At 62.6% G+C, this 12,015-nt stretch carries 12 protein-coding genes; 1 reads left to right on the top strand and 11 read right to left on the bottom strand.

Features of this window, described 5'->3' with window-relative positions; genetic code table 11:
• Positions 1 to 26: 26 nt before the first annotated feature.
• Positions 27 to 1,421, bottom strand: coding sequence for a leucyl aminopeptidase family protein (locus tag AC0JZ4_RS04375; RefSeq protein ID WP_471885220.1), 1,395 nt, complete (start codon positions 1,419 to 1,421; stop codon positions 27 to 29).
• Between the two features lie 150 nt (positions 1,422 to 1,571).
• Between AC0JZ4_RS04375 and AC0JZ4_RS04380 the strand changes: the two genes are divergently transcribed.
• Positions 1,572 to 2,414, top strand: a complete 843-nt coding sequence (locus AC0JZ4_RS04380) for a tetratricopeptide repeat protein (protein ID WP_471885221.1) — start codon at positions 1,572 to 1,574, stop codon at positions 2,412 to 2,414.
• A 149-nt stretch (positions 2,415 to 2,563) separates the two neighbouring features.
• Here the strand turns inward: AC0JZ4_RS04380 and AC0JZ4_RS04385 are convergent, their stop codons facing one another.
• The 10 genes from AC0JZ4_RS04385 to AC0JZ4_RS04430 all read right to left on the bottom strand — a co-directional run bounded on the left by AC0JZ4_RS04385 (position 2,564) and on the right by AC0JZ4_RS04430 (position 11,907).
• Complete coding sequence (locus tag AC0JZ4_RS04385) at positions 2,564 to 2,992, bottom strand: GFA family protein (RefSeq protein ID WP_471887781.1); 429 nt, start codon at positions 2,990 to 2,992, stop codon at positions 2,564 to 2,566.
• A gap of 60 nt (positions 2,993 to 3,052) precedes the next feature.
• The gene (locus AC0JZ4_RS04390; RefSeq protein ID WP_471887782.1) at positions 3,053 to 3,994 is read right to left on the bottom strand and encodes a type II secretion system F family protein; all 942 of its coding nucleotides are present in this window, start codon (positions 3,992 to 3,994) and stop codon (positions 3,053 to 3,055) included.
• A 46-nt stretch (positions 3,995 to 4,040) separates the two neighbouring features.
• The gene (locus AC0JZ4_RS04395) at positions 4,041 to 5,054 is read right to left on the bottom strand and encodes a type II secretion system F family protein (RefSeq protein ID WP_471885222.1); all 1,014 of its coding nucleotides are present in this window, start codon (positions 5,052 to 5,054) and stop codon (positions 4,041 to 4,043) included.
• A gap of 77 nt (positions 5,055 to 5,131) precedes the next feature.
• Positions 5,132 to 6,613 (bottom strand): CpaF family protein, encoded by a 1,482-nt coding sequence (locus AC0JZ4_RS04400; protein WP_471885223.1) that lies wholly within the window; start codon positions 6,611 to 6,613, stop codon positions 5,132 to 5,134.
• Positions 6,614 to 6,645: 32 nt separating this feature from the next.
• The gene (locus AC0JZ4_RS04405; protein ID WP_471887783.1) at positions 6,646 to 7,929 is read right to left on the bottom strand and encodes an AAA family ATPase; all 1,284 of its coding nucleotides are present in this window, start codon (positions 7,927 to 7,929) and stop codon (positions 6,646 to 6,648) included.
• A 2-nt stretch (positions 7,930 to 7,931) separates the two neighbouring features.
• Positions 7,932 to 8,594: a CpaD family pilus assembly protein gene (locus tag AC0JZ4_RS04410; RefSeq protein ID WP_471885224.1), complete on the bottom strand. Its 663-nt coding sequence runs from the start codon at positions 8,592 to 8,594 to the stop codon at positions 7,932 to 7,934.
• Positions 8,595 to 8,671: 77 nt separating this feature from the next.
• Positions 8,672 to 10,165, bottom strand: coding sequence for a type II and III secretion system protein family protein (locus tag AC0JZ4_RS04415; protein WP_471885225.1), 1,494 nt, complete (start codon positions 10,163 to 10,165; stop codon positions 8,672 to 8,674).
• 16 nt (positions 10,166 to 10,181) lie between these two features.
• The gene (cpaB, locus tag AC0JZ4_RS04420; protein WP_471885226.1) at positions 10,182 to 10,982 is read right to left on the bottom strand and encodes a Flp pilus assembly protein CpaB; all 801 of its coding nucleotides are present in this window, start codon (positions 10,980 to 10,982) and stop codon (positions 10,182 to 10,184) included.
• A gap of 87 nt (positions 10,983 to 11,069) precedes the next feature.
• Positions 11,070 to 11,612: an A24 family peptidase gene (locus AC0JZ4_RS04425; protein WP_471885227.1), complete on the bottom strand. Its 543-nt coding sequence runs from the start codon at positions 11,610 to 11,612 to the stop codon at positions 11,070 to 11,072.
• Between the two features lie 103 nt (positions 11,613 to 11,715).
• Entirely contained in the window at positions 11,716 to 11,907 is a 192-nt protein-coding gene (locus tag AC0JZ4_RS04430; protein ID WP_471885228.1) for a Flp family type IVb pilin, read from the bottom strand.
• Between the last annotated feature and the right edge of the window lie 108 nt (positions 11,908 to 12,015).

Raw genomic sequence — 12,015 nt, forward strand, 5'->3', positions numbered from 1 at the left:
AGCGATCGGTATCGGGGATTAGGGATTTAGCCCTTGGCCATGTCGCGAATGACGCTGTAAAGCGCGCGGATGGCGAAGGCTTCGCCGCCGACCGGGGCATGCGGCTTTTCCGCGAGGTTCCAGCCATAGATATCGAGATGGACCCAGCTCGGCGAGGCGGTGACGAAGCGCTTGAGGAAGAGGGCTGCCGTGATCGCGCCGGCCATGCCGCCGGAGGGCGCGTTGGTGATATCGGCCGCCTTGGAGCGGATATCCTTGTCATAGCCCATCCACAGCGGCATGCGCCAGACGGGATCGGCGGCGACCTTGGCGGCCAGCGACAGGCGGCCGGCAAGCGTTTCGTCGTCGGTGAAGAAGGGCGCCAGTTCGGTACCGACCGCGACGCGGGCGGCGCCGGTGAGCGTCGCCATGTCGATCAGCAGATCCGGCGGTGTCTCGTCGGCATAGGCCAGCGCATCGGCCAGGATCAGGCGGCCTTCGGCATCGGTATTGTCGATCTGCACCGTGATTCCCTTGCGGCTCCTGTAGATATCGCCGGGGCGGAAGGCATTGCCGGCGATGGAATTTTCGACCGCCGGGACGAGGACCTGAAGATCGATGTCGAGGCCGGCATCCATGATCATCAGGGCAAGACCCATGACGTTGGCGGCGCCACCCATATCCTTCTTCATCAGCGCCATGTTGGCGGCGCCCTTCAAGTCGAGGCCGCCGGTATCGAAGCAGACACCCTTGCCGACCAGCGTGACGCGGGGCGCGCCCTTGCGGCCCCAGCGAAGCTCGAGCAGGCGGGGCGCCACGGCGCTGGCGCGGCCGACCGTGTGGATCAGCGGAAAGTTCTTTTCCAGCAGATGTTCGCCGACGATGGAGGTGACCGTGGCGCCGTAATGCTGACCGAGCGCGCGGAATGCCTCCTCGAGATCATTCGGCCCCATGTCGTTGGTCGGCGTATTGATGAGGTCACGGGCAAGCACGATACCGGCGAGCTGACGCTCGACATCGGCGGCATCGACGCCTGCGGGGACGGCAAGGCGGACATCACGCGGCTTTTCGGCCTTGTATTTGGTGAAGGCATAGCTGCCGAGGCCGAAGCCGAGCGCCAGCTGGGACGGCTCCATGCCCTTGGCCTCGATCGACCAGTCGCCGGCCGGAAGCAGCCTGGCGAGCTTGCCGGCGAGGAAGGGCGTGTCGCTCGGATCGGCGCCGAGGCCGAAGAGAAAGCCGTCGACGGCCCCGTTTTTACCGGCCAGCGCAAGCACCGTGCCCGCCTCCGCCTTGAAGCCCGCGGCCGTCGCCCAGGCCGCAATTGCCGGATCGAGCGATCCATCGCCAAGCGCTGCGGTCGTGACCGCGGTCACGGGCCTCGTTACGGCATCGGACGGGCTGAAGGGTGTCGGGCGGGGAATATGCTGGAAGGGCGTCATGGCCGGTTTCTAACCTTCGGGAATCGCGGAATTTAAGAATTCGTTAGGGTTAACAGTTTATTGCTGAATGGGAAATGCGCCGCTTGGGTGAAGCCAGCCGGACCGGCCGGCCACCGCGATCGCTAAAGGCAACGGACCCGCGAGACGACGATGACTGCAGCAAAGACCCTTTTTCCGCGTTCATCCACCCGGCGTTCCTCGATGACGAGCGCTGCCGCCGTCATCTGCCTTGCGCTGGGCGTAACGGGCTGCAACACGACAAAGCATGACAATGTCACGACCGGCTCGATTCCCAAGGTTTCGGCCGCACCGCTTGACGGCATGAATGCGGCAGAACTGGCCGAGACAGAACGGGCGATCGGCGCAGCTTACGTGAAAAACCCGAAGGACCGCGATATCGGCCTGCGCTATGCGACCGTGCTGGGCATGACCGGCAAGCACACGCAGGCGCTGGCGGTGATGCAGCAGGTGGCGATCGCCAACCCGACCGACCGTCAGGTGCTGTCCTCCTACGGCAAGGCGCAGGCGGCCGCCGGCCAGCTGGAACAGGCGCTGGCGACGATCGGCCGGGCGCAGACACCGGATCATCCCGACTGGCGGCTCTATTCGGCGGAGGGCGCCGTGCTCGACCAGCTCGGCCGCTCCAGCGAGGCGCGTCAGAAATACCGCATGGCGCTGCAGACCCAGCCGAACGAACCGAGCGTGATGTCGAACCTCGGCATGTCCTATGTGCTTTCGGGCGACCTGAAGACGGCTGAAACCTATATGCGCAACGCGACGCAGCAGCCTGCCGCCGACAGCCGCGTGCGGCAGAACCTGGCGCTCGTCGTCGGCCTGCAGGGGCGCTTTTCGGAAGCCGAGACGATTGCCCGCAAGGAGCTTTCGCAGTCCCAGGCCGACGCCAATGTCACCTATCTGCGCTCGATGCTGTCGCAGCAGAACTCCTGGGCAAAGCTTGCCGACAAGGACAAGGCACAGACGGCGACGAACTGAGTTTCGTCATTGCGGCTGGCCCGATCTTTCGGCCCACGCCCTGCCCCTTGGAGCCATTCCGATTTTCCTCGAAACGCCAAATTGCTCTGAACCCATGTTTTGAAGCGGTTGCAGACGCAAAACCGCTACGCACTTTTGCTGGAACTGCGCTATTCCGCGATGAACTTGAGAATGCCGGCGCGGCCGGATTTTCCCTCCAGCTTGCCGTCCGACGGATGGGCAATGCCGTCGTTGACGATGACCGAGGGGAAATCGAAGGGGCTGATGCCTTCCAGGCAGGCGACGTTGACGCCGTACTGGTTCGGGTTCGACCGCCGCTGGTGGTGGGTGTAGATGCCGCAGACCGAGCAGAAATAGTGTTTCGCCGTGCCGGTGTTGAACTGGTAGCGTGTCAACGCCTCCTCGCCCGACAGGATCTCGATGTCGCCAAGATTGGCGGTCACGGCGATCGCGCCGCGCATGCGGCAATAGGAACAGGTGCAGCGTCTGGCGCTGCGCAGGCCATTCACCAGTCGGACATGGAAACGAACCGTGCCGCAGTGGCAGGCTCCATCGATGGCCTCGATATCTTCATTCAGCATGCGGCTTCCTTACGTTTCGAACGGCTGGACGCGCATGATAGCGTAAAGCGATGACGGTCAGAACCTGTCGGAGACCTGGATACCGGCGGGGCCGAGGATGATGGCGACGAGAACCGGCAGGAAGAACAGGATCATCGGCACGGTCAGCTTGGGCGGCAGGGCGGCGGCCTTCTTTTCCGCCTCGTTCATGCGCTCGTCGCGGCCTTCCTGGGCGAGAACGCGCAGCGCCTGGGCGACCGGGGTGCCGTAGCGATCCGCCTGGATGAGCGCCTGGACGACGGAGCGGACGATATCGAGCTGGGTACGGTTTCCGAGGTTTTCGAGCGCCGTCTTGCGGTCCTGCAGGAAGGAGAGTTCGGCGGTCGTCAGCACAAGTTCCTCGGCAAGTTCCGGCGAGGAGGTGCCGATCTCTTCCGCCGCGCGGCGCATGGCCGCCTCGATGGAAATGCCGGATTCAACGCAGATCAGCATCAGGTCGAGCGCATCCGGCCATGCCCGCTTGATCGAGGCCTGGCGCTTGTTGACCTTGTTGGAGACGTAGATGTTGGGGGCGTAGAAACCGAGATAGGCGAAGACGATGACCGCCAGAATGCGGATGCCCATCGGTCGCGATTCGAGATTGCCGAGAGCGAAGACCCAGATCGCGGCGATGACGAGAAACAGGAACGGCAGAAGGAAGCGCGCGACGAGGAACATGTTCATCGCGTTCTGGCTGCGCAGACCAGCGGCGCGCAGCTTGTTGGTCGTTCCCTCGTCGGCCAGCGCCTCGCGCAGGTTGAAGCGCTCGACGATCTGGCGGACATTGTGGTTGTTCTGCGTGCGCAGACTGGCCTTCGATCCTTCGGCGTTCATGCGCGCACGCTCTCGGGCACGCATTTCCTCGCGTTCCGTCGCAACCGCCTTCATCCGCTTGTCGAGATCGCCGCGATCCAGCCACGGCATGACCAGCGTATAGAGCGTCAGGAAAACGGCGACGGCGACGAGGATGGCGAAAAGCATCGTCGGCTCGGTGATGGTTTCTGCAAGCGCTTTCACCGGCCGGTCCTCATATGTCGAAGTTGATCATGTTGCGCATCACGACGATGCCGATCGTCATCCAGACGCCGGAGACCAGCATGATGATATGCCCGCGCGGATCGGAGAAGAGGACTGTCATGTATTCCGGCGAGGTGAGATAGACGAGCGTTGCGACGATGAAGGGCAATGCGCCGATGATCACCGCCGATGCCTTGGCTTCCATCGACAGGGCCTGGACCTTGGCCTTCATCTTCTTGCGTTCGCGCAGGACGCGGGAAAGGTTGCCGAGCGCTTCCGACAGGTTGCCGCCGGCTTGGCTCTGGATGGCGATGACGATGGCGAAGAAGTTGACCTCGTTAAGCGGCATGGTCTGCAGCATGCGGGCACAGGCTTCCGGAATGCCGATACCGATCTGCTGAGCCTCGATGACACGCTGGAACTCGCGCTTGACCGGCTCGCGACCGTCGGATGCGATCAGCCGGATCGCATCGTTGAGCGGCAGGCCCGACCTGATCGAGCGGACCATGACGTCGAGCGCATTGGGCATTTCGTCGAGGAACTTGTTCTGCCGGCGCTTGATGAGGAAGCCGATGATCCAGCGCGGCAGGCCGGCGCCGAGCGCGAAGCCGGCGCCGAGCGAGGCGAGCAGCGACATGCCGAGAATGAGCGCGGCGAGAAAGGCGACAAGGCCGAGCGCCGCGGACAGGGTGTAGAAGCGCCCTATGGTGATGGACATGCCGGTCTGGGAGAGACGCGACTTGAGGCTCTTGTCGCCGATATACTTGTTCTTTTCCTGCTGCTTCTTTTCCAGATCCTTGAGCGAATCCTGCAGCGATTTGCGACGCTTCGACAGTTCCTGGACGCGGTCGCGCGCAGCCTTGGCCTTGCCGACATCGCTTTCGGCGGCCTTGACGCGGTTCAGGCGGGCGCCCGTCTTCTTTTCCGCCTCGATGCGCGAAAACAGAAAGGCATAGGCCACCGAGGCCGCCGAGATGGCAGCCAGAAGGACGACCAGAAGCATGGTCATATCAAGCCCGAACATGCGAACCTTCCCTTAAGCCTAAAGTCTGTGCATCCGGATCCACGCAAACCCGGTCACCGCAGCCCGGTACACGCATATCAATCCCTGGCCGTTTCCATGGCGTCGAGGGCTGCCGTCAGGCGACGCTCCTCGCCGAAGTAGCGCACGCGATCCCAGAAATGCGGCTTGACGATGCCGGTCGAGACATGCCGGCCGATGATGCGGCCATTGGCGTCTTCGCCGTCCATCTCGTAGCGCATCAGGTCCTGGGTGATGATGACGTCGCCTTCCATGCCGACGACCTCGGTGATCTGCGTGATGCGGCGCGAACCGTCACGCAGGCGGGCAGCCTGGATGACAACGTCAACCGAGCCCGAAATGATTTCGCGCACCGTCTTGGCCGGCAGCGTATAGCCGCCCATGGCGATCATCGATTCCATACGGCTCAGGCATTCGCGCGGCGTGTTGGAGTGGATCGTGCCCATCGAGCCGTCGTGGCCGGTGTTCATCGCCTGCAGCAGGTCGAAGACTTCCGGTCCGCGCACTTCGCCGACGATGATGCGTTCAGGGCGCATGCGCAGGCAGTTCTTGACGAGATCGCGCATTGTGATCTCGCCCTCGCCTTCGATATTCGGCGGGCGGGTTTCCAGGCGGACCACATGCGGCTGCTGCAGCTGCAGTTCGGCCGTATCCTCGCAGGTGATGACGCGCTCGTCGGCATCGATATAGCCGGTGAGGCAGTTCAGGAGCGTCGTCTTGCCGGAGCCGGTACCGCCAGAAATGACGACATTGCAGCGCACGCGGCCGATGATCTGCAACAGGACCGCACCTTCCGGCGTGATGGCGCCGAACTTGACCAGCTGGTCGAGGGTGAGCTTGTCCTTCTTGAACTTGCGGATCGTCAGGGTCGGACCGTCGAGCGACAACGGCGGGGCGATGACGTTGACACGCGAGCCATCGGGAAGACGGGCGTCGCAGATCGGCGAGCTCTCATCGACGCGGCGGCCGACCTGGCTGACGATGCGCTGGCAGATCGACAGAAGCTGGGCGTTGTCACGGAAGCGGATTTCCGACTCGATCGTCTTGCCCGCCACTTCGATGAAGGTCTGTCCGGCGCCGTTGACCATGATGTCGGCGATGTCGTCGCGGGCCAGAAGCGGCTCGAGCGGGCCGTAGCCGAGCACGTCGTTGCAGATGTCGTCAAGCAGCTCCTCCTGCTCGGAAATCGACATCGCGAAGTTCTTGATCGTGATGATATCGTTGACGATATCACGGATTTCCTCGCGCGCGCTTTCGGTATCCAGCTTGGAAAGCTGCGACAGGTCGATCGTGTCGATAAGGGCCGAAAAGACCTGGCTCTTGGTATCGTAGTAATTCTCGGTGCGCGCCTGGCGCTTGCGGGTAGGTGCAGCGGCGACCTGCGGCGATGGCGCGGCGGTCTGACGGGACGGGTTGCTGTCGGCCGGGACCTCCGGTCTTGCAGACGCGCTTTCGGGGCGCGCGGGCGTATAAGCGGCCGCAGGCGGCGGCGTCAGCGTACCGGCCTTCCCGAACCCATCGTTTCCGCGCTTTCCAAACATGCTTGCGTCCCAATTCCTTGAGCTGGTGTGACTTACTTGCGTCCGAGCATGCCGAGGACCTTGCCCAGACCGCCCTTTTTCGCCTTTTTCATCGCGATCCGGCCGGTTACCACATGGGCGATCTGCGAGAAGGTTTCCGCGGTGGCGGATTTCGCGTCGACTTCGGAGATCATCCGGCCGCTGTTGGCAGCATTGCCGAACAGCGGTGCATCGAAGGGAATGATGGCGATCGGCTCGATTTCCAGCGCCTCGGTGAAGTCCTGCGGGCTGATTTCCGGCCGCTTGGGCATGCCGACCTGATTGAGCACGACATGCGGCACGCGGTCGTTCGGCCGCAGCTTCTTGAGTGCATCGAGCATGTTCTTGGTATTGCGCAGGTTGGCAAGATCGGGCACGGCGCAGATGACGACCTCATCGGTTTCGCCCAGCAAAGAGGTGGTCCATTCGTTCCAGGCATGCGGCACGTCGAGCACCGCCACCGGCGCGCTGCGCTGGAGGATTTCGACGACGGGCTGGAAGGCGCGGCCATCGAAATCATAGGCGCGGTCGAGAAGCGATGGGGCGGCCAGCAGCGAGAGATGGTCGGAGCATTTGGTCAGGAGACGGTCGAGGAAGACCTCGTCCAGCCGCTCGGGCGAAAACACCGCTTCAGCGATACCCTGCATCGGGTCCTGGTCGAAATCGATATTGGCCGTGCCGAAAGGCAGGTCCAGATCGGCCAGGATGGTTTCGGTCGAGAACAGGCTGGATATGCCGAAGGCGCAGTTGTGGGCGATGGTCGAGGCACCGACGCCGCCCTTGGCGCCGATGAAGGCGATCGACTTGCCAAGCGGTTCCGCATCCGGGTCGACGAAGATGGCGGAGATGGCCGCCATCATGTCGCTCATGGCGACGGGCGCGACGAGATATTCGGAAATGCCGTTGCGCACGAGTTCGCGGTAGAGCGCGATGTCGTTATAGCGGCCGATGATGATGACGCGTGTCGTCGGGTCGCAGACCTCGGCCAGCGGCGCAAGCTCGGAGAGCAGGTTCTTCGGCTCGGCCGTCGTCTCGATGACGATGAGGTTCGGCGTTGGCGCGGATGAAAACATGTTGGCGGCCGCGCTGGTGCCGCCGCTGGTCACCCGCAGGTTGACCTTGGACATGCGGCGGTCGCGGGCCATCGCATCGCCCATGCGCTGCACGGCTTCGCTTTCGCAGAAGATGTGCACTGAAATGCGCGGCAGGGGGCGTACGGTTTCCAGATCGATCGACGAAGGCCTTGCGGCCTCGCCATCCGCAGACTGACCGGTCACGTCGTAATTGACGGTGCTGATCATCACATATCCTCCAACTCGACGACCGCTTCACGATAGCGCTCGATCGCCTGGCCGCGCTGCTCGCCATCCGGCGGCGTCATGCGGCGCGGGCCGAGGATGTCGTTCGGATTGGCCATCTGGGCGGCAAGGTTGCTCTGGCTGGCGCAGCCGAAATTGTAATAGTTCTTGTTGGAGAAGGTGTTGAGCGTCATGTCCGCCGGCCATTCGCCGCAGGGACCGGCCTTGGCGGCAATCGCCACATAGCTGAGGCGCATCGGTGCGGATTCACCGAATTCCGACGGGAAATGCGACATCAGGATCTTCTGCGCCGGAACGCCCATCTTGACCATCAGCTTGCGGGTGGCGGACGCTGCGGAGGCCGCAGCCCCTTCGTTGGCCGAGCCGCGCGGTGCAATGACCTGGATGATGCCGGAGGAGGAGCGGCGGTATTCGGCGACGAAACCGGCAATGACTTCCTGCTGGCCGCGGCCAAGGCCGCTGTCGCCGCTCGCGATCGGGATATCGATGACCTTTTCCGCCTCGCCGACGACGATCGGATGACGGGTGCGGTAATCATCCGGCAGCGAGCCCGTGGTCATGCTGTCCTTGCCGGCACAGGAGGACAGAAGCGCCGCGGCGCCGATCAGAAGCGCGGTCGCGATATGCTTCTTCGCAAATGTCATCGTCTTTCGCGGATCCATGGATGGATGCCTTTCCTGCGCGTGGCGGCCGCCGGTGAAGTGGATTTGCGTGCGCTTGATCATTTGTAGATAAACCCGACATTGCCCTGGTACGGCGCCTGCGGCGGCGCTTCCTTGCGGCCATAGATCTTGTTCACCCGGCCAAGGAAGACGCTTTCGAGATCGCTTGCCGGCTGGAAATTGTCATCCGGGCGCGACAGCTCGTTGCGGGCGACGGGGCGCACCAGATACGGCGTGACGATGATGACAAGCTCGGTTTCGTTGCGTTCATAGCGCTTCTGGCGAAACAGACCGCCAAGAATCGGCACCTTGGATGCACCAGGCGTGCCGCGCATGTTCTGCTGTATTTCATCTTGAAGCAGGCCGGCCACCGCGATCGAGCCGCCGGAGGGCAGTTCGACGACCGTCTCGGCATCCCGCTTGCGGAATTCAGCTCCACCCGTCGTGTTGGCAACCGGTTCGGAAACACGCGTCTGGATGCGCAGACTGATGCGGCCGGACGACAGGACCGTAGGCGTAAAGCCGAGGGACACACCGAAATTGTAGGGCGTCAGCGTCGATACACCGTCTGTACCAAGCGTCGAGTAGAGCCGCTCGCCGCCGGAATTGAATGTCGCGGACTGACCGGAAATGGCCGTCAAAGTGGGTTCCGCGAGGGTGCGAACGGCGTTTGCCTGCTCCAGCGCACTCATGATCATGTCGAAGCTGAACTTGCCTACATTGCCTGTTACCTGACCGACGAGGCCATCGGTCGCGTTCGTTGCGGCACCCAGGACGGACAGTCCAGAGCCGCTGGCGGACGCATCGCGCTGGAAGACATTGTCGAAGCCAAGCTGCTTGATGATTTCACGGCGAATTTCGGCCACCGTCACCTTCACCGTCACCTGGTCTTCGCCTTCGACCGTGAGCATGTTCTGGATCTGCGATACCTGGCGCTGTTCCGCGAAGATCGCGCCGGTGCCACCCTCGCTGCCGCTCACCGAGCGCTCACGCGTCGTCGCTTCACCGCCTCTGAGGAACATGCCGGCAAGCTGAGCCGCCTTGGCCGAATCCTGTGGTGTCCTGACGCTGCCGGTGAGGATGATGTTGTCCGAGACGATCTCGACCTTGATGTTTGAATCGGGCAGGAAGCGGCGAAGATTGGCTTCGAGGCCGGAAATGTCGCGTTCGATCTCGACATCAAGCGTGACGATTTCCTCGCCGTTCGGGCCGAAGACGAAGATGTTGGTCTGGCCGACCGTCTTGCCGAACAGATAGATGCGGCGTGAGGTGCGGGTGACGGCATCGGCCATGGACGGATCAGCGACGAGGATATCATGGGCATCGGACGGCAGATCGATGACCAGCGCCTTGTTGAGACCGATCGCGAGACGGCGCTTCACACCGACACCACCCTGCGCAATGCGGATAACGCCGCTATCGGCGGCGGCGGCTTCGGTGACGGACAGCATAGACGGGGCAATGAAACCGAGGGGACCGGGAATACCGGACACGGCCAGGCAGAAGGCGAGGCCGGCCGAAGCGGTAGCGCGGGTCTTGCGTTTGAAACTCATCAGCTCATCGCTCCGTTCAGTTCGCCTGCGTCGAGCCGGTGACGATCGACCCCGACTTGATAACCTGGATATCTGCCTTGCCGCCGCCCTGGAGGAGATAGTCGGCGGCAACCGTATCCTCTTCCTGCGCATCGGCGACCGAGCGCAGGGCAAGCGTCAGCCGCTCCGCCATCTGCTGGGCGACCGTGATGACCTTGGCCTGATCGGGCGTCAGTTCGAGCGTGGCGGTGGTGCCGACGACAGACTTGCTGCCATCCGGCGCTTCCTGGATGTTCTGGTCGATCGCCAGAACGCGGACATTGTTCAGGACATTTTCGGTGATGAAGCCGGTGCCGCCATCGCGGTTGCTGCGCACCATGATGACGTCGACGCGGTCGTTTGGCAGGACAAAGCCGCCGGCGCCGGTGGCAACGGAAATTTCGGTGGCCACCGCGCGCTTGCCCGACGGCAGAAGCGAGGACATGATGCGACTGGAGCTGTCGGCGACCTTTTCGGCCCGCAGCGGCTCACCCTTGAAGATCGGCAGGCGGACGACGGAGCCTTCGAGCTCCTTCATCGCATCGGGACGGGTATCGCTGGTGATGAAACCTTCGGCGACCGCGCCGCTTGGCCAGTCGAGCCATTCCAGCGTCTGCTCGTTGAGGCGGCTGCCGACGGGCAGATTATCCGCAGAGACCAGAACCTTGACGGTCGGTTCCTTGACGACGGTTTCCACCAGCTGCGGCGCCTGTGTGCCGGACATGCGCATGGCCAGCAGGCCGGCGAGGCCTGCAGCCAGAACGGCCACAGCGAGAATGATGATGCGAGCGGGCTTCATTACCTAATCCCGAGAGAATCCCTGATATTCCCGGCAGGATGGGCGGCAATGGTGTAATTATAGTTAACAGGAAGCTTACAATGCTGGTTAACGCAGTATTGATAGCGCCTTGACGACATCGAGTGCGCGTATTGCGATCGGCGATGACCAGAAGGCGACGAGGCCGCCGATGGCAATCGCGATTCCATAGGGGATCTTCCTGGCGGTGGTCAGCGATACGGGAAGCGGTATGCCCATGGCAGCCACCGCATCAGCGCGCCATCTCAAGAGGATGAACAGCAGCGTGACGACCCCGCCGGCATAGGCGACCCAGATGATGAAAGCGGCAAGTGACGGCGAAAGGCCGAACCAGAGCGTGGTCGCCGTCAAAAGCTTGGCATCACCGCCACCCATGACATTGAGCGAGAACAGCGCGAAGCAGACGGCAAAGACCACTGCTGCGACAGCGAAGCTCCAGCCGATGGCCGCAAGCGGGATACCGAGAAGCGGTGCAAGACAGATGAACGCGGCGATCAGGATGATCGACAGGCGGTTCGGGATGGTCATGGTCAGAAAATCGCTGACCGCGGCCCAGACGAGGATCACGGGAAAGACGACAAGAGCCGGGATGGCAGCTGCCAACGTCAACATGGAGCACTCACTGTCTGGCGATCAAGGGGGCGCAGAACGGACAAAGCCGCCCACACGGGACGGCTTCTACCGTTGTCATAGGTGCCGAACGGACGGCTAGCCGTTATCGGTTCGTCGCAGTGGTGTTCGCATTGGTCATCTTGGTCGTGATCGTTGCGAACGTACCGTTAAGGGCGTTACCGAGGGTGGAAGCACCAGCGATGATGGCGACAGAGATGAGGGCGGCGATCAGGCCATACTCGATGGCGGTCGCGCCGGATTCATCCTTGCGAAAACGAGCGAAAATCTTGGACATTGGACTCTCCTACTCCAGAAAGAATGGTTGTTCAGCACTTACCGACAACTGTTCCTCGTTGTTCGGTTCGACCAAAAACTACCGCCGGAGGATTGCCAAGCACTTAAA

The sequence above is a fragment of the [Rhizobium] kunmingense genome (genome assembly GCF_977018605.1).